This window comes from Psychrobacter sp. Pi2-1 (assembly GCF_904846645.1).
Taxonomy (GTDB): Bacteria; Pseudomonadota; Gammaproteobacteria; order Pseudomonadales; family Moraxellaceae; genus Psychrobacter.
On record NZ_CAJHBO010000029.1, the window covers coordinates 1 to 18,260 of the forward strand.

Annotated in this window: 16 protein-coding genes; 3 read left to right on the forward strand and 13 right to left on the reverse strand. The window is 43.1% G+C overall.

Features of this window, described 5'->3' with window-relative positions; genetic code table 11:
• The 5 genes from JMX91_RS12405 to JMX91_RS12425 form a co-directional block, all read right to left on the reverse strand.
• On the reverse strand, positions 1-106 hold a 106-nt coding region (locus JMX91_RS12405), incomplete at its 3' end, for a GTP-binding protein (protein ID WP_087553676.1).
• 223 nt (positions 107-329) lie between these two features.
• Positions 330-2,456 carry an elongation factor G gene (gene fusA / locus JMX91_RS12410; protein WP_057761733.1) on the reverse strand — a complete coding sequence of 709 codons (2,127 nt, stop codon included), beginning with the start codon at positions 2,454-2,456 and terminating at the stop codon, positions 330-332.
• 343 nt (positions 2,457-2,799) lie between these two features.
• A complete protein-coding gene (gene rpsG / locus JMX91_RS12415; protein ID WP_057761735.1) occupies positions 2,800-3,273 on the reverse strand; it encodes a 30S ribosomal protein S7 in 474 nt (157 codons plus the stop codon).
• Between the two features lie 217 nt (positions 3,274-3,490).
• On the reverse strand, positions 3,491-3,865 hold the full coding sequence (gene rpsL / locus JMX91_RS12420) for a 30S ribosomal protein S12 (protein ID WP_011281154.1): 375 nt from the start codon (positions 3,863-3,865) through the stop codon (positions 3,491-3,493).
• Between the two features lie 411 nt (positions 3,866-4,276).
• On the reverse strand, positions 4,277-5,398 hold the full coding sequence (locus JMX91_RS12425; RefSeq protein ID WP_201549445.1) for an EcsC family protein: 1,122 nt from the start codon (positions 5,396-5,398) through the stop codon (positions 4,277-4,279).
• Positions 5,399-5,896: 498 nt separating this feature from the next.
• Here JMX91_RS12425 and JMX91_RS12430 point away from each other — a divergent pair, with 498 nt between their 5' ends.
• Both JMX91_RS12430 and JMX91_RS12435 read left to right on the forward strand, forming a co-directional pair.
• Complete coding sequence (locus JMX91_RS12430) at positions 5,897-7,132, forward strand: beta-ketoacyl-ACP synthase II (protein ID WP_201549447.1); 1,236 nt, start codon at positions 5,897-5,899, stop codon at positions 7,130-7,132.
• A 3-nt stretch (positions 7,133-7,135) separates the two neighbouring features.
• Entirely contained in the window at positions 7,136-8,869 is a 1,734-nt protein-coding gene (locus JMX91_RS12435; protein ID WP_201549449.1) for an anthranilate synthase component I family protein, read from the forward strand.
• Between the two features lie 155 nt (positions 8,870-9,024).
• Here JMX91_RS12435 and hisC read toward each other — a convergent pair whose 3' ends face one another.
• The 8 genes from hisC to JMX91_RS12475 form a co-directional block, all read right to left on the reverse strand.
• Positions 9,025-10,158 (reverse strand): histidinol-phosphate transaminase, encoded by a 1,134-nt coding sequence (gene hisC, locus JMX91_RS12440; RefSeq protein WP_201549451.1) that lies wholly within the window; start codon positions 10,156-10,158, stop codon positions 9,025-9,027.
• Between the two features lie 74 nt (positions 10,159-10,232).
• On the reverse strand, positions 10,233-11,528 hold the full coding sequence (hisD, locus tag JMX91_RS12445; RefSeq protein ID WP_201549452.1) for a histidinol dehydrogenase: 1,296 nt from the start codon (positions 11,526-11,528) through the stop codon (positions 10,233-10,235).
• Between the two features lie 250 nt (positions 11,529-11,778).
• Complete coding sequence (gene hisG / locus JMX91_RS12450) at positions 11,779-12,471, reverse strand: ATP phosphoribosyltransferase (RefSeq protein WP_057761746.1); 693 nt, start codon at positions 12,469-12,471, stop codon at positions 11,779-11,781.
• A gap of 94 nt (positions 12,472-12,565) precedes the next feature.
• Positions 12,566-13,834, reverse strand: coding sequence for a UDP-N-acetylglucosamine 1-carboxyvinyltransferase (gene murA, locus JMX91_RS12455; protein ID WP_201549453.1), 1,269 nt, complete (start codon positions 13,832-13,834; stop codon positions 12,566-12,568).
• A 111-nt stretch (positions 13,835-13,945) separates the two neighbouring features.
• Positions 13,946-14,197 carry a BolA family protein gene (locus JMX91_RS12460; protein ID WP_320157592.1) on the reverse strand — a complete coding sequence of 84 codons (252 nt, stop codon included), beginning with the start codon at positions 14,195-14,197 and terminating at the stop codon, positions 13,946-13,948.
• A gap of 164 nt (positions 14,198-14,361) precedes the next feature.
• Positions 14,362-15,357, reverse strand: a complete 996-nt coding sequence (locus JMX91_RS12465; RefSeq protein WP_227679416.1) for an alpha/beta hydrolase — start codon at positions 15,355-15,357, stop codon at positions 14,362-14,364.
• 236 nt (positions 15,358-15,593) lie between these two features.
• Complete coding sequence (locus JMX91_RS12470; protein ID WP_201549454.1) at positions 15,594-16,394, reverse strand: BON domain-containing protein; 801 nt, start codon at positions 16,392-16,394, stop codon at positions 15,594-15,596.
• 267 nt (positions 16,395-16,661) lie between these two features.
• Entirely contained in the window at positions 16,662-17,147 is a 486-nt protein-coding gene (locus JMX91_RS12475) for a YraN family protein (RefSeq protein ID WP_201549455.1), read from the reverse strand.
• A gap of 143 nt (positions 17,148-17,290) precedes the next feature.
• Between JMX91_RS12475 and rsmI the strand changes: the two genes are divergently transcribed.
• A complete protein-coding gene (gene rsmI / locus JMX91_RS12480) occupies positions 17,291-18,247 on the forward strand; it encodes a 16S rRNA (cytidine(1402)-2'-O)-methyltransferase (RefSeq protein ID WP_201549456.1) in 957 nt (318 codons plus the stop codon).
• The last annotated feature ends 13 nt before the right edge of the window (positions 18,248-18,260 follow it).

Sequence of the window (18,260 nt, forward strand, 5' to 3'; positions counted from 1 at the left end):
CTACGGTTGCGATTGCAGCGGTAAGGGTTGTTTTACCATGGTCAACGTGTCCGATTGTACCGACGTTGACGTGTGGCTTGTTACGTTCAAACTTGGCCTTTGCCATGGGTATTTCCTCTTTTTTTGGGGTTCAAGACTTAACTCATATAAATATGATAATTAAGACGATTTTGACCACATTAAGATAATTGTTAAAAGGTTGCACATACTAATGTGCAGATATTATAAGAAAATCGCGGCCAATAACAAGTCTTTTAACAAGTTATTGGCGTATTCTTTAGTGACAATACACAGACGCACTCTATATTGTCACCTTCAGTAAGTTTTATTTACTCGTCATCATCTTTAGAGTTGAACTTAGAGATGATTTCAGCAGCAACTGATTTTGGAATTTCAGCGTACTTTTGGAATTCCATTGAGTAAGTTGCACGGCCTTGTGACATAGAGCGCATTTGAGTGGCATAACCAAACATTTCCGCTAATGGTACTTCAGCACGAATCTGTTTAGTACCGCCAGGTAGATCTTCCATACCCTGTACCAAACCACGACGACGGTTAAGATCGCCCATGATGTCGCCCATGTAGTCTTCAGGTGTTTCAACTTCTACTTTCATTACTGGCTCAAGTAGCGCTGGATCAGCTGCTAAGAAACCTTTTCTGAAGGCCATAGAACCAGCCATCTTAAATGACAATTCATCAGAGTCAACGTCATGATAAGAACCATCATACAAGGTCGCTTTTACGCCAACTACTGGGTAGCCTGCAAGTACGCCGTTTTTCATGCGCTCTTGGATACCTTTATCAACAGCACCGTGGAATTCTTTTGGTACAGTACCACCAACAACTTCTTCAGCGAATTCATATTCAGTGTCGCCAGCTGGGTCAAGTGGCTCAAGACGTAACCAAACGTGACCAAACTTACCACGACCACCTGTTTGACGTACGAATTTGCCTTCTTGTTCAACAGTGTTACGAATCGTCTCACGATAAGCAACCTGAGGTGCACCGATGTTTGCTTCAACGTTGAATTCACGCTTCATACGGTCAACAAGAATCTCTAGATGTAGCTCACCCATACCACTGATGATCGTCTGACCAGATTCTTCGTCAGTGTGTACACGGAACGATGGATCTTCTTTTGCCAAACGGCCAAGAGCGATTGACATTTTTTCTTGGTCAGCTTTGGTCTTCGGCTCAACAGCTAGAGAGATAACTGGATCTGGGAATTCCATACGCTCAAGAGTGATCACGTTGTCTTCATCACATAGCGTATCACCAGTAGTCACATCTTTCATGCCGACTAGAGCTGCGATATCACCAGTACGAATCTCTGCAAGCTCTTCTTGAGAGTTTGCCATCATCTGTACGATACGGCCAACACGCTCACGCTTCATCTTAACTGGGTTATAAACACTGCTACCCTGCTTCATTACACCAGAATAAACACGTACGAAGGTTAAGTTACCAACGAATTTGTCATTCATGATTTTGAACGCTAGTGCTGAGAAAGGTGCTTCATCTGATGCTTCACGGCTGCCTTCGCTTTCGTCTTTGTCATCAAGAATACCTTTAATAGCAGGTACGTCGATTGGTGCAGGTAGATACTGAATAACGGCATCTAGCATCTTCTGTACACCTTTGTTCTTAAAGGCAGTACCACAAAGAAGCGGGATGATTTCGTTATCGATGGTTAACTGACGAATAGCACCGTGAATTTGTTCTACAGTCAATTCACCGTTTTCTAGGTATTCGTTCATCAACTCTTCGTTTGCTTCAGCAGCGCTTTCTACAAGATGCTCGCGGTATTCTGCTGCTTTTTCTTGTAGTTCAGTTGGGATTTCACGCTCATCATACTGCATACCTTGAGACGCTTCGTCCCAATAGATAGCTTTCATGGTTACTAGATCAACAACGCCTTCGAAGTCATCTTCTTTACCGATTGGAATAACCAATGGTACAGGGTTACCACCCAAACGAGTTTTAATCTGTTCGATAACACGATAGAAATCAGCACCAACACGATCCATTTTGTTTACAAATGCAAGACGTGGTACTTTATATTTGTTCGCCTGACGCCATACGGTCTCAGACTGTGGCTGAACGCCGCCTACTGCACAGTAAACCATGCAAGCGCCATCAAGTACACGCATAGAACGTTCAACTTCGATCGTGAAGTCAACGTGACCTGGGGTATCGATGATGTTGATACGGTGTTCGTCAAACTGTTTAGCCATACCTGACCAAAAACAAGTTGTTGCCGCTGAGGTAATAGTAATACCACGCTCTTGTTCTTGCTCCATCCAGTCCATAGTGGCTGCGCCATCATGTACTTCGCCAATTTTGTGGCTAACACCGGTATAGAATAAAACACGCTCTGTAGTGGTTGTCTTACCAGCATCGATGTGCGCTGAGATACCAATATTGCGATAGCGTTTTAGGGGAGTTTTACGAGCCATAGTGTTTTCCTAGGAAAAGTCGTGTATATAATAATGTATTGTGTCTCTACCTCATACTCTATGACAAAGCGTTCAGCTTCGTAATATTACTTACTGATTATTGAGCCTAATACGGACAAAAAAAGAGCAAATACTAAGAATAGTGCGGCATCAAATTTGGGATGCTCTCCAGCAAAAACTGTATTTGTTAAGAGAGACATCTGAATAGATGTCCGCCACCTCAGTCATCAATAAATAACATTTATATATGACCGAATGATGATGGCGGCAATCAATAGAATAAACAACAATGTAAGATTAAATGGCTTGAGCCTCTAATCTCAAGCTACTATTAAAAAGTAGCTTAGAAACGGTAATGAGAGAATGCTTTGTTAGCATCTGCCATGCGGTGAACTTCGTCACGCTTTTTCATAGCAGCGCCTTTGCCATCAGCAGCATCATTCAATTCGCCAGCTAAACGCAAAGCCATTGATTTTTCAGAACGCTTAGCAGCAGCTTCAGCTAACCAACGCATAGCCAATGCAGTACGACGGGAGGGGCGTACTTCCATTGGTACTTGATAGGTTGCACCGCCAACGCGGCGAGCTTTTACTTCTACCATTGGGCGTACATTTTCTAGTACTTCTTCGAAGAAAGATACTGGATCTTCAACTTTACGCTTCTCACTTACTGTCTCAAGTGCACCGTAAACGATACGCTCAGCAGTAGATTTTTTACCATCACTCATTACATGGTTGATGAATTTTGCAACAGTTTGGCTACCAAACTTAGGATCCGGTAGGATCTCACGGGCAGCAACGACGCGACGTCTTGGCATAATAAATTTCCTTGTCTTCAGGAGTGTCTAACATTCATAACATCGACTATATTTCTTAATAAAAAATAGCGAGTTATCAGTTAGCCTTACTGCATGGTGGTATGTTTTAAGAGCAAATCACAGATATATATTTATATAAAAGCGATATTACTACTGACACCAAACCCATGCACAGTTATTGGGTAGTGCAAAAAGCTTAGTTAATAACGTTTAGTTATTAAACTTTAGGCTTCTTAGCACCGTACTTAGAGCGACCTTGCTTACGGTCTTTAACGCCTGCGCAATCTAATGCACCGCGAACAGTGTGATAACGTACACCTGGTAGATCTTTTACACGACCACCACGGATTAGAACAACACTGTGCTCTTGTAGGTTATGACCTTCGCCGCCGATATAGCTTGATACTTCATAGCCTGAAGTCAAACGTACACGACATACTTTACGCATGGCAGAGTTAGGTTTTTTTGGCGTGGTAGTATATACACGAGTACATACACCGCGACGCTGTGGGCACGCTTCCAACGCAGGAACTTTTGACTTTTCCTTGATGGTTTTGCGACCTTTACGAATCAATTGGTTAGTTGTTGCCATAAGGCATCCTTCTCCCGTTTGGTATAAAACAAAAAAATGGGCCAATGCACCATCTATCTGACAATAATTGCAGATTTCGGGGCACCCATTTTTAGGACAGTGTATTATAAAGAGTTGTTGCTGCTATTTCAACCACTTATGAATGGTTTCGCTTTACAACATTTGATAGATATGCATTCAGCCTCTCATTGTATCACTTTATAGATTTTTCGCCGAAAAATAGCGTAATAAATAAAGCAAACAAAGTGAGCTCAAGCATCATTAAGAAAAGATGTTTAACATTGAAATGGTACTTGATAGTAACTAAGTGGTGGTATTTATCCTAATTTTCAAGTCGTGTTGCTCAATCAAACTAAGATAAATACCATCATGCTTATAAAGCTATAACCCAACTAGCAAATAATATGTTTATTACTTGGCTTTTTTATCAGTCGTTTGCTTGTCTGCGTCTTTTTTACTGCTAGTTTCTTCTTTACTGGTTTCTTCTTTATTAGGGGCTTTTTCTGAATCACTGCTTTTTTCTTGGCGCTCTGTGTCTTTTTTCGCCTCATCAGTACTAGCCTTTTCTACTTTAGCCTCACTGCTGCTGTCATCAGTAATGGCACGATTGGCCAATTTTGCTTCTGGTGCAAAGGTCGCCTGAGCAACACCAATCACTTCATCAATCAATTGGCTATTATAGTGCATGCCGATCGCTACGGCGGTGACAGGAATAAAACGACGAACCCATGATAAGTTGATCTGATCTAAATCTACACCTACTTGGCTTGCGACTTTGTCTATTTGCGCAGCATAAAAATTTACATTTTTATTTTTTAGACCGAGATTCTTAAGTTCACTATGTAGTCCATTGCTCTGAGCATTATCAAGCAAACCTTTACCAATACCTAGACCAGCTAGCAGCGCTTGTTTTTCTTGCATTTTGCTCAAATCAGCGTTTGATAGTAACTCGTATGCCATCTTGACGCCTTGCTTACCTGTCAGCGGCTTATTGTATACAGCAGCAATCTGGTAAACCGTACGTAATGAAACCAGCAATAGCCATAATGTATCAGCTAGCAAACCTGGTAGACCTGCTAAACCCGTCAAACCACCCATCATCGCAAGCGCACGATTTTGGTTGGCAATATCAGTAGCTAGCGCATAACGCTCTTCGTCATCTAAAGTAGCAATGTTAGCAAAACGATGTTCATTAGGTAAGTCTAGTTGACTCCAGTTGGCAGCGAGGTTGGCCACTTGGGCAAATGCACCATCAACTGTTGATTGAAAAAAACTATTCGGTACGACTTTCTTGGCATATTTACCATAAGTAGCAAAGCGTGGTCCTAACAGTTGCTGCGTCGCCTTTAGTGTTTGCTCACGAAACAAGTCTTGTTGGTAGTCTTCATCGCCTAGATCTACGGCTTTATATTGACGCGGTTTGCCTGTTTTGGCATTTACGCTGTCAATCATAGCCCCTACGCGCTCTAGGTTGTTTCGAGTGAAAGAGCCAATGGTATTGATGCTTTTAGAAAGAGTACTACGCTTTGCCATCGTGATGTCCTTAATATGATGAGTTGGTTTTTAATATAGTTGTATTTTAATGCGATAATTTATTATTAATAATAGTGAACTTATTATTTTAGCCAGTTATCGTAACTGGTGTCAGTGCGAACAATGTTATTAGAATCACAAATTTTGTATCTAAAGTATAATTCCGTCCATAGTCAGTAGCTAGTCTTACTTCTCTTCTCTTCACTCAAAACTCAGTCATAAGTGTTATTTTGTCGTTATTTTACACTTGTCCAAAGATTTTCAGTGCTTGATACGTTATCATGTGCCGTAACTGAGAGCATAATTGTACACTGAATTTATATTGCCTCTGATAGATCGTTAACAGAATTTAGTTACCTAAATTCATGCTATCGTTATCTACATAGACTATTTTTTCATTATAATGCTCGAATTAACTCATAGTTAAACATCATATATAGATTTACCACGATTATTGCAACCAACTGCTAGCAAGTCGTTACTTATAAGGAATAGCATATGCGCCGCGTCGTTATTACTGGAGCAGGGATTGTCTCTTGTATTGGACATGATTTAGATACTGTCACCACTGCCCTCAAAGAAGGTCAGTCTGGCATTACATTTAATGACTCTTATGCTGAACATGAATTTAAATCACACATTAGTGGCAGTATCGATAAAGCCGAACTCGACACCTCCGCTATAGATCGTAAGTTAAAGCGCTTCTTTAGTGATGCCAGCCTCTATGCGTATGTCAGCGCCCTAAATGCGATTGAGCACGCTGGCTTATCGCTTGAGACTATCAATAGCAATCCACGTGTGGGCGTCGTAGCCAGCTCGGGCGGTGCATCGACAGAAAATATCGTCAATGCGATAGATGCGATGCGTGAAAAAGGTCTGCGCGGTGTCGGTGCGATGGCAGTACCAAAAACCATGGGCAGCTCGGTATCCGCCGCATTAGCCACTGGTCTAAAAATTCAAGGAGTGTCCTACTCTCTTGCCTCTGCTTGCGCGACGTCAACGCATTGTATCGGTCATGCCGCTGAGCTTATTCAGTTAGGCAAAGCCGATATCGTCCTCGCTGGTGGTAGTGAAGCGGAACACTGGACGCAGTCTTGTATGTTTGATGCGATGGGCGCAGTTAGTACTCAGTATAATGACACGCCAAAACTTGCCTCAAGAGCTTATGACAAAGACCGTGATGGTTTTGTGATTGCTGCTGGTGGCGCGATGGTTGTTGTAGAAAGCCTAGAACATGCTCAAGCACGCGATGCCAATATATTGGCTGAAATCGTCGGCTACGGTGCCAGCTCTGATGGTGCAGAAATGGTCGCACCAAGCGGTGAAGGCGCAGTACGCTGTATGCAGCAAGCACTAGCCGAAGCTGGTCTAGAAAGCGTCGATTATATCAACAGCCATGGTACGAGTACGCCACTAGGTGATATCACTGAGCTTAAAGCGATTGCTAAAGTATTCGGTAATGATGTCAGCAAAGTACCGCCTATCAGCTCAACCAAATCGATGACCGGTCACAGCTTAGGTGCCGTCGGTGCGCAAGAATTAATCTATTGCCTATTGATGCTACAAGAAGGCTTTATCGCGCCAAGTATTAATGTTGAAAACTTAGACCCTGCGGCTGAAGGCTTTGATATCGTCACCGAAAAACGTGATGCCAATCTCGAAACCTTGATGAGTAATAGCTTTGGCTTTGGTGGTACGAATGCTACCTTAATTATCAAAAAGTTTGACGCGTAAATTATGCCCGCAGAAAATCATAAGAATACTGAGCAGACAGTTTCTGCCCTATCGCCAGCTACTCAACCTAGCTGGCGTTTTGGTGAGCTAACGGCTGCCGAATTAATACCACAACTGCAAAGTCATCTAATAGCAAAAGATACTGAAGCCAACTGGCAACTTATTTGGCTTAATAATGATGGTCGACCCGTGATTGGTTTACTCCCAAAAATCAGCTGGTCTGTATATCCCAATGATGAGCAAGATTCTAGTGATTTACACAATATTTACAAGGTGATTAAGAGTTGTCGCAATACTGACTTGAGTCGCGATACTAATGTAAATAGCGCTAATAATAGTTATGCTGGCACGACAGCTTATATGAGCTATCTAGAGTGGCAAGAAGAGCTAGTCGCTTATAGTAACGCTCAAGAAGTTAATCACGACACCCCATATATCAATAACGAAGAAAGCCCAAAACCCAGTTATCATCATGGGCTAATCGGTTTTATTGGTTATGATATTGCAGCTCTCGAACTAAGCCCTGCCGATAGGATTGAATTGGCAATGCAGCCGTGTGCTTCATTAGGGCATTATGATATTTATCTAACACCTACGGCACATACTGATACAGGTTGGGAATTAAAGACTCATCTGACTGATGCTGACGTTTCTGAGAATATTGGTCATAAAAAAAACGATATTCTTATAAATACTCTTACCTCTTACCTAGATGAACTGGATCAAAAACTGTCTGATAAATATCTCAATCCGTCACAGTTTAAAGATGCATCAAGTATTACTCCCCTAGTTTTAAGTCCGCGATGGAGTAAGCTTGATTATCAACAAGCATTTAATCGCACACAAGACTATCTACAACAAGGTGACTGCTATCAGATAAACCTGACACAGAAATGGTCTGGCAGTTTAGCGCGCGAAAATAACGATGTTCAATCAGCCTTTTCGCTTATTGACTATTTGCCTGCGCTATATCGCAATACAAAAGCGCCTTTTGCAGGATATGTGAGCGTTAAGGGCAATGATGGTGATTATCTAAATAGAAGCAACAGCTTTAACGCAGACAGCAATCATTTTGAATTGCTAAGCTGCTCACCTGAGTTGTTTTTCACATTCACTAGAGAGGTCGACACTGGCAAACACTCTATTCGCACAAAGCCTATCAAGGGAACCATGCCGCGAGGTACTACTGACGAGCAAGATGAGATGTATAAGCAGCAACTGGTCAATAGCGAAAAAGACCGCGCCGAAAATGTCATGATTGTGGATTTACTGCGCAATGATTTGGGCAAATACGCCAAAATTGGCAGTGTAAAAGTACCACAGTTATTTGCGATTGAGAGCTTTAGCAATGTGCATCATATGGTTAGTACTATTACTGCTGAGCTAAAAACTGATACTCATCCATTGGCTGTATTGTTTGGTAGTCTGCCTGCTGGCTCTATCACTGGCACACCAAAAAAACGCGCCGTTGAGATCATTGCTGAACTGGAGTCTACGCCACGCGGTGCTTATTGCGGCACTATGGGTTATATGAATTTTGATGGTAGTGGTCAATGGAATGTACTCATTCGTACATTGCAAGCCAACGCTTTGTCGAATGACGACTGTAATAAAGAAAGACACGTTAACCTGTGGGCAGGTGGCGGTATTACGGTCGCGTCCGATTGTGATGCTGAATACCAAGAATGCTTAGATAAAGTAGGTAATTTATTATCAGTACTGGCTCAAAAAACCTAAGATAGCGAACTCAAATATTATTGCTAATTTGAAATTAAAAAAGCCTGCCAACTTTACGTTAGCAGGCTTTATTTTTAAGACTTATCGATAGTGTTTTGCATTTTGAATAAATAGACTTATTTATTCACATTCTATATTAAGCTATCAACATAGTATTATTCAGCAACAACGCTAGCATCGACTTGCAAGGCTTTTAGAGCATCAATTAAACGGTTATTCTGCTCTGCTGTACCGATGGTAATACGCAAATACTCTGCAATACGCGGCTTATCAAAATGGCGAACGATAATGCCTTGCTCGCGTAACGCACTCGCAACAGCGCTAGCATTGCCATCTTTTGGACGAGCGAATATGAAGTTGGCATGTGACGGTAGGACCTTGTAACCCAATGTCGTCAACTCTGCTGTTATCGACGTACGTAAATCAATGACTTGCTGACGGGTCTGCTCAAAGTATTCAGTATCTAACACACTCGCAGTCGCCCCAGCCTGAGCCAACTTATCCAATGGATAACTATTAAAGCTGTTTTTCATACGTGTTAGTGCTTCAATCAACGATGCATTACCAAAAGCCATACCAACCCGCAATCCAGCAAGCGAGCGTGATTTTGAAAAGGTTTGGGTCACGATAACGTTATCACACTCATTGATTAGGCTAACTGCTGAGACTGGCAGGTCTGCATTGCTTTCATCTATCTGAGCAAAATCGATATACGCTTCGTCAATAACAATGACCGCATTAGAATGCTCACTCGCAAGTTTACGAATATCAGCAAGTGATAATAGCAAGCCCGTTGGCGCATTAGGGTTGGCGATGATAATACCGCTACAAGGCTGACGATAAGCATCAGGGTCAATGCTAAAGTCTTCTTCTAGAGGAATCTGTACAAGCTCTACACCGAACGTCTGTGCATATACTGGATAAAAACTGTAACCAATATCAGGTGATAGCAGCGGACGCTCTTTTAAAAAGAAGCTAGCAAAGACTAACGCCAAGACTTCATCTGAACCATTACCAACGAATACTTGATTGATATCAAGGTTGTATGACTGTGCTAATGCAGCACGTAGGTCATTAGATTCAGGAGCAGGATACAAACGTAACTCATCAGCTTGCTGTTCCAAGACCTTGGCAATAGCCTCCCCTACTTTTGGCGAGGGTGGAAACGGGTTTTCATTGGTATTTAGTTTGCATAGATTGTCGTGTTGCGGCTGCTCACCTGGAACATAAGGTGACAAGTTGCGTGCTTTAGACGACCACAGTCTGGTGTCTATTTTTGACTCACTCATAAATTATCCTACTATTAGCCAAAAAGACTATTAAAAATAAATATCAAAAGTAAAAGCTAAAAATTCAAAATCAATTACTGATAACGATAACGAGCTGAACGCGCATGGGCTTCTAAGTCCTCACGCTGCGCTAAAATATCAGCTGTCTCAGCCAAAGGCTTACTACCAGATTCACTGCAATAAATAATGGATGATTTCTTTTGAAAATCGTAAACACCTAACGGAGAAGAGAATCGCGCGGTACCGGATGTTGGCAGTACATGATTTGGCCCTGCACAGTAATCCCCAATAGCTTCGGGCGTATGACGACCCATAAAGATGGCACCTGCATGACGAATATCGTTTAACAGTGCGTCAGGATTATCAACAGATAACTCTAAATGTTCAGGAGCGATACGATTAATAAGTGCCATACCTTCGCTACGATCTTTCACTAATATAAGTGCACCACGATTTTGTAGCGAATCGCGTGCGATATCTGCTTTTGGTAGCTCAGCGAGTGCTCTTTCTATCTCTAACGCGACTTCTTTTAGCTGCTCTTCACTGGTCGTCACAAAGATGGCTTGAGCGATACGGTCGTGCTCTGCTTGCGACAACAAATCCATCGCGAGCCAATCAGCTCGATCTTGCGCTTCACCCTCTGCATATACCAACACTTCTGAGGGACCTGCAATCATATCAATGCCGACTTGTCCAAATACTGCTCGTTTGGCTGCCGCGACATACTTATTACCCGGCCCTGTAATTTTGTCCACGGCTGGAATGGTCTCAGTGCCATAGGCTAAAGCTGCTACCGCCTGCGCGCCGCCAATGGTAAAGACACGGTCAACTTGGGCCAAATGTGCTGCTGCCAATACCAAAGGATTGAGCACCCCTTTTGGCGCTGGTACGACCATGATGACTTCAGTGACGCCAGCTACCTTAGCAGGAATAGCATTCATCAATACTGAAGAAGGGTAAGAGGCCAGACCACCCGGCACATAAATCCCAACGCGATCAAGTGGCGTTACTTTTTGACCCAATCGGTTGCCTAGCTCATCCTCATACTGCCATGTTTCTTGTACTTGGCGCTCATGGAATGTCTGTACCCGAGTCGCTGCTGTAGTCAATGCTGTTTTTACTTTTTCATCAAGATTGGCAAACGCTTCAGCAAGCGCTTCTTTAGACAGCTCTAACTCTTGCATCGACGCTGCTGGATGCTGGTCAAACTGCTGAGTCAATGCCAATACGACGTTATCACCATCAGCACGTACTTGCGCGATGATATCATCGACGGTATGTAGTAGTTCAGCATCATTGACTGTTTCAAAGGCAAGCAACTGTGTCAATTGACTATCAAAATCGGCATTTTGGGTACTTAACTGGCGCATGACCTAATCCTATATCTGAGCATAAAGTAGTGCTAAAAATGAACGGTTTGGAACTGAGTAAAGTAGGTTTATCTTTCAAAATATTACGGCTTATTAGATGTTTTCTTGTCTGAATTGTACGGTGTTTTTATGTTTTCGCAAGCTAAGACAACAAAACCAGTTTAGCACGCTACGTCACTCATAGCCTGCTAAACTGGTTTAAAAATTTGTATAACCATGCTTTATATTACCAATGACTCGCACCGGATTATTAGCCATTGGCGATACTATTTTTAAAGCTATCTAAGATTGGTTCGAGTAATGCAAATTTGCGCTTATAGCTCACTTGATTGACAATCAGACGTGATGAAACATCGCAAATATGATCGCGTGCTTCAAGACCATTGGCGCGCAATGTGTTGCCCGTGTCGACCACATCGACAATCAGATCGCCTAAACCAACCAATGGCGCAAGCTCCATTGAACCATAAAGCTTAATGACATCAACCTGCTGACCTTGACTCGCAAAATAAGCACGAGCGACATTGACATATTTGGTCGCGATACGCAGGCGACGATTTGGCAGCGGTGCATCTTTCACACCCGCAGTCATCAGTTTACACTGTGCAATCTGCAAATCGAGCAACTCATAAACATGATTGGCACCATGCTCGAGCAGCACATCTTTACCTGCCACCCCAAAGTCAGCAGCGCCATGTTCGACATAGGTCGGCACGTCGCTGGCACGCAAAATCAATACACGCACATTTGGATTTGAGGTTGGGAAAATAAGTTTACGTGACGCTTCAGGATCTTCTAAAAGATCAACACCAGCTGCACGTAGCAGTGGCATGGTCTCTTCTAAAATACGGCCTTTTGATAAAGCCAAGGTTAGACCTGAAAACTCATCGTTTACTTCGTTTAATAAACCGCTGGCTGGTAAAGATTTGCTTGTCTCAGTCATAATGACATCGTGTCCATGTGCAGTCCCCTATTGAAAGGAGAGTTTTTAATTTATAACGTAATATGGGTAACAGTCGATATTGAGTCAATCAATATTAAGCGTTGGTATTAATACGCTCGATGTTCACGCCTAAGCTACGCAGCTTGTCTTCAACATGCTCATAACCACGGTCGATGTGATAAATACGATCGATTAAGCTCTTGCCTTCAGCAGTCGCCGCTGCCATTACCAATGACATAGACGCGCGTAAATCCGTCGCCATGACTGGGGCTGCAGTAAAGTTTTCCACACCTCTTACTACCGCAGTGTGACCATCAACCTGAATAGACGCGCCCAAACGATTGAGCTCTGGTACATGCATATAGCGGTTTTCGAAAATGTTTTCGATAAAAGTACTCGTACCGTCCGCTAAGCAAGCAATCGCCATTAGCTGAGCTTGCATATCCGTTGGGAAACCAGGATGTGGCTGAGTACGGATATCAACCGCCTTCGGACGGCTTTTCATTTGTGCGCGAATCCAGTCATCACCGCTCGTGATAGTTGCACCCATATCTTCAAACTTCTCTAGCACTGGCGTCAACAATAGAGCAGATGTTTTTTTGGTCAATACATCACCACGTGTCATCAAGGCACCAGCAAGGTATGAGCCTGTTTCGATACGGTCAGGGACAACTGAGTACTCACAGCCGTGTAGACGCTCTACCCCTTCGATGGTCATCGTTGATGTACCGATACCGCTTATTTTGGCACCCATTGCAACCAACATATTGGCCAAATCAACCACTTCTGGCTCTAACGCACAATTGCCTAAGACAGTTGTGCCTTTGGCCAATGCTGCTGCCATGATGACGTTTTCAGTACCGCCAACAGTAATCATATCAAATGAGAAATTACAGCCTAATAGCTTGCCACCTTTTGGTGCTTGAGCTTTTACATAGCCATTTTCCACACTGATTTCGGCACCCATCGCTTCAAAAGCCTTTAGATGCTGATCAACAGGGCGTGAACCAATCGCACAACCACCTGGCAATGAGACTTCAGCTTCGCCAAAACGTGCCAGTAACGGCCCTAGCACCAAGATTGATGCGCGCATGGTTTTGACCAAATCATATGGGGCATAAAAATTATCGATACTCTTGGTATCGCAAGTGACCGTATCACCTTGCTTCTGGATTTTGATACCCATGCCACCGATCAATTCAATCAACGTTCGCACGTCTTGTAGTGACGGCACGTTATGCAGTGTCGTTGGAGTCTCAGCCAATATCATAGCTGCGAGTAACGGCAAAGCGGCATTTTTGGCGCCTGAGATGGTGACTTCCCCTGCGATACGACTACTACCAGTGATTAAAAATTGATCCATAAAGGTGACAACCTAGCGATGAGTATAGAAAATTATGAAAACCAGAACCACAGCTCTCAACCATACATATGGCCGATTCAGCAATATCTAGTCATATAGACAGCTATTTAATTAGCCTTTTGATTGAACGTCCCACTCAGCAGGCGTCAGCGCTTGGATATTGAGTGCGTGAATATCGCCACTCGCAATCTTATCATTGACTAACGCATATACTGCTTGCTGACGTTGAACCGCGCGTTTGCCTTCAAAGCTGGCATCGACCACGCGTACGTCAAACTTATTACCTTGGTTGGCAGCTTGAATAAAAGCGTCTGGGAAGTAAGTCTGTAAAAATGCGATCAAATCGTCAGCGTTCATGCTCATAGAATAGTCTGCCTTAAAGTTTAGAATAGGGTATAAATTTAAAGTGATGACATTATAACAAGAGTTTGCATATCTTACAGTACTGTCTTACTCAAGTGTGTTTGAGCATTAAGACAGTACTATCAACTAAATGGTCAAAAGTCGTCGATATGCATAGTGATAAGCTATTTGAGCGTTTTATCCAAGTACTTCAATACTTGCGCACGTACATCATTGACCCAGCGTAGCGGCGGTGCCATCGCACCAATACTGGTTGCGTGACTGGCCCCTTCGATTTCGCCCGTTTCAACGGTTACGCCTGCTTTTTTAAACGCTTCTGTCATTTTGATTGTATTAGTCACATGTACAATTTTGTCTTTTTCCGCCGTTAATAATAAATAGGGCGGCTGCGCACCTTTAATCTGACGATCTGGCATCACCTGATCAGGTGTGGCATTGGGGCCAAACGCTGTTGCACTACTGAACTTGCGGAAATCATAGCTATAAGGACCTGCAATCCCAATAACGGCTGCAATATCTGTTGGCTTAATACCATAAGGCGACAAAAAGTCTTCGTTGGCAACGGCTGCTACTGCATTAAACGCGCCAGCAGAATGCCCAATCACCGCTAGGCGTGACGGATCTGCATGAAGACTGGTCGCATTTTCAACACTCCAAGCAATCGCTTGAGCCGCATCTTTGACATAATCAGGATAGACGTGCTCAGGCGCTTTACGGTAATTAATCACTGCGGTAACGTACCCTGCTTTGGCTAAGCTCTGACCAACAAAGGCGTATTGTTCTTTATTGCCGCTCTCCCATGAACCACCATGGACAAATACCACCATAGGATAGCTAGTATTAATAGCACTTTGAGATTTCATTGCTTGTGCTAGCGGTTTTGGATAATAGATATCTAAGTCTTGTGAAGGCTGATCACCGTATAAGATATCCTTACTCACTCCAACGCCACCACTAGAAGTAATCCCATTGACGATAGCCAACGGTGATAATGCCTGTGCGTTTTGCGTGGCTAGCGCGATACTGCCCAATGCCAATATTGCCGCACCACCAAATCTCAACGTTCGTGTTTTCTTATGAGCAGGTTTATTGTGCATGCCTATATTACCAATGACGCTTGTTTCTTCATTTGGTTGTATATTTGCCTGTGAATCCTTCATGACCAGTATCCTATTATATTTATTTGTCAATAAGTAGTAACAGGCTAACAGCGATAATGGTTCATCCATTAGCCAATGATGTTTTTAATATTAGTATCGTTGGCTAATGCGCTGACTCTGCTACGTTTTACTATTGATATAGTAACCACTGGTTAAAGATTTCTCGTGCCTTTACTGTTATTACTATTTAGGCTTATTGTGATTAACGTCATTTATCGCTTAGCGAACTAGAGTGCCTACTGATTCTGATAAAGGTCAATATAAGGGCTTGATGACGGCTGCGCAGTAGTGGCCTCTTCTTCCGTTATGACAATAGGCGTTGCCGTGCTGATAGTAGTATCTTGAGCAGCTGGGGCTACTGCAGGATTGGCCAAATTATTCTCATACATGATGTCATCATTATTTATTTTGACACCTCTATCGTCAACGACAGTTGTCAGCAATACCAACTCGGTGACCCCAACAGTGCTATTGGCGATATCAATCAGATGACTCTGCTGAGTGGGTGTCATACGACCCATAATGTAGACCACACCATTATTGGTAACGGCTTTAATTTGTGAGGCACTCACACCATCGCTAGCGGCTATTTTGGCCAGCAGCTTTGAAGTGATATAACCATCATGAACCGTTGAGCTATACCCTTTTGACGCACTCACTTCCATCTCATTGTAGACACGGCGTACATCCGGCATAGAGCTAACGACTTTTTCTACTTCTACTTTGAGCGTTTCAGTTGGCACTTCACCTGTGAGCAGCACTTCGCTATTGAAGCTATCGATACCCATACGACTGGTTTGCTGCAAGTCTTCTTTTAGCCCGTATACATTGATTTTGGCAGTATGTTCAATACTACGATCGAGCAGACGCTGCGGAATCGTGCGCTCAGTCATTGGCACACCATAAGTCCCTTCTGTACTGTTGGTCAGATAGTTGGTGGCACAACCTGTACTGACAACACAGGCAGCAATCATAATGCCAGTCGTAATACGGCGTGATGAACCAAAAATAGCAGTGCGCAAATGCATCCGTGTCATTATTTACCTCTTAGAACATGGTTGTGACAATTTTATAAATTGAACAAATCTTACTCTAGGTCGTGTTTTTATTTTGGAGAAACCACGACCTAGTAGTGACGAGCTAAACGTAGCTGTAAGCTAATACTGTATCTAATTTATAGGAACTTGACTATAACCGCTACTTTACTTAATTTTGGCCATCAGCGGTTAGCTTTTTAGTAACGAACCTTACTTGTCAGATGTGGTTAAATGCTTCACTTGGCAGCATCTATCTTATTTACTCTATTACCAAGCACTGGCTATAAAAGCATTTTGAATCCATTCTGGTTGATGGTCTAACTGCTCATTTCTTGAATTTGACTCATTCATCGTGTTGTAAGCAATGACATCAAAGCGGCAATCATAATGAGCATACTCAGGATACTGCTGCAAAAAGGACTGCGCTGTCTTAATAACTTTGCGCTGTTTGCTTGCTGTCACGCTGAGTGCTGCATCGCCATAATTCGAGGACTTGCGCTGACGAACTTCAATAAATACCAGTGTTGACCATGCTGAACTTGTCTCAATCATGACCAGATCCAGCTCACCTATCTTTGGCTGTTGCCAATTTTGTGCGACCAACCTCAACCCTTGCGTTTGTAAATACTCACACGCCTGCTGCTCAAACCGACTACCTTGGCGCTGTTTTGGTGAGGTTAAGATTAAGGACTTATGATTAGGCATAAGGTTAATTGGTCTGATTAACATTTGAGAATTATCATAGCACAACATGCTAAACTAGCCACTTCTACGCATTCTACTCTCACAATCTGTCAATTTCTTCAATTATTATTTGACTGAAAAACCATAGACAATGATTGTACGTACTAGCGCACTATTATTTTTTAACGTCTTTTTAACGACCCGAGGTTTTCATGTCTACCCCTACTGCGATGCCAGCTTGTCTCTATATCGTTGCCACGCCAATTGGCAATATGTCCGACATGACATCGCACGCAATTGATGTCTTAAAGCAGGTCGCCATTATTGCCTGTGAAGACACCCGCACCTCAGGTAAACTACTGTCACATTTTGGCATCGATACCAAAGGCAGCAAAAGTGACGAGACAAAAGACTCAGAGACTCGTCCTGCCAAAAGCAGTGTCGAAGATGATGACACGACCACAAAGCAAAAAGGTCACAATAAGCTATGGGCCTATCACGAGCATAATAGCGCCATTCAAACGCCCAAAATTATCGAAATGATTGAGCAAGGTCATTCAGTTGCCTTGATTAGTGATGCTGGTACACCTCTAGTCAGCGATCCAGGTTATCAACTGGTGCAAGCCGCGCATGAAGCTGGCGTGACCGTATCACCTATCGTTGGGGCTTCTGCTGCAATTGGCGCATTGTCAGTAGCAGGGTTACCCTCTGATAGATTTAGCTTTATTGGGTTCTTGCCCGCCAAAACGCATGGTCGTCAAAAACAGCTGAGCGATTTAATCGCACGTACCGAAACTTTAATCTTTTATGAAGCGCCGCATCGTATCATAGCTAGTTTAGAAGACATGGCAGCGATATTTGGTGCAGATCGCGCGGTAACTTTTTGCCGAGAATTGACCAAGACGTTTGAAACGGTACACAAGAGCACCCTTGGTGAATTGGTTGAGTTTGTCAAAGCAGATGACAATCAGCAACGCGGTGAGATAGTTGTGGTCGTCGCTGGCGTCGGTGTGGCAAAAGATACTGACGACATCAGTACGCATGATAAATTGCTACAGCGTCTGCTAGAGGATTTGTCAGTCAAAAAAGCAGCCGCACTAGCCTCTGATATCACTGGCGTGAAGAAAAATGCACTTTATCAGCGTCTACTAGAGTTGCAAGCAGACTAGTTTTTAATAATAA

Bases quoted from the DNA above. Each gene is read 5' to 3' on its own strand.
- fusA (WP_057761733.1), bottom strand. From the start codon at position 2,456: ATGGCTCGTAAAACTCCCCTAAAACGCTATCGCAATATTGGTATCTCA.
- rpsG (WP_057761735.1), bottom strand. From the start codon at position 3,273: ATGCCAAGACGTCGCGTCGTTGCTGCCCGTGAGATCCTACCGGATCCT.
- rpsL (WP_011281154.1), bottom strand. From the start codon at position 3,865: ATGGCAACAACTAACCAATTGATTCGTAAAGGTCGCAAAACCATCAAG.
- JMX91_RS12425 (WP_201549445.1), bottom strand. From the start codon at position 5,398: ATGGCAAAGCGTAGTACTCTTTCTAAAAGCATCAATACCATTGGCTCT.
- JMX91_RS12430 (WP_201549447.1), top strand. From the start codon at position 5,897: ATGCGCCGCGTCGTTATTACTGGAGCAGGGATTGTCTCTTGTATTGGA.
- JMX91_RS12435 (WP_201549449.1), top strand. From the start codon at position 7,136: ATGCCCGCAGAAAATCATAAGAATACTGAGCAGACAGTTTCTGCCCTA.
- hisC (WP_201549451.1), bottom strand. From the start codon at position 10,158: ATGAGTGAGTCAAAAATAGACACCAGACTGTGGTCGTCTAAAGCACGC.
- hisD (WP_201549452.1), bottom strand. From the start codon at position 11,528: ATGCGCCAGTTAAGTACCCAAAATGCCGATTTTGATAGTCAATTGACA.
- hisG (WP_057761746.1), bottom strand. From the start codon at position 12,471: ATGACTGAGACAAGCAAATCTTTACCAGCCAGCGGTTTATTAAACGAA.
- murA (WP_201549453.1), bottom strand. From the start codon at position 13,834: ATGGATCAATTTTTAATCACTGGTAGTAGTCGTATCGCAGGGGAAGTC.
- JMX91_RS12460 (WP_320157592.1), bottom strand. From the start codon at position 14,197: ATGAGCATGAACGCTGACGATTTGATCGCATTTTTACAGACTTACTTC.
- JMX91_RS12465 (WP_227679416.1), bottom strand. From the start codon at position 15,357: ATGAAGGATTCACAGGCAAATATACAACCAAATGAAGAAACAAGCGTC.
- JMX91_RS12470 (WP_201549454.1), bottom strand. From the start codon at position 16,394: ATGACACGGATGCATTTGCGCACTGCTATTTTTGGTTCATCACGCCGT.
- JMX91_RS12475 (WP_201549455.1), bottom strand. From the start codon at position 17,147: ATGTTGTGCTATGATAATTCTCAAATGTTAATCAGACCAATTAACCTT.
- rsmI (WP_201549456.1), top strand. From the start codon at position 17,291: ATGTCTACCCCTACTGCGATGCCAGCTTGTCTCTATATCGTTGCCACG.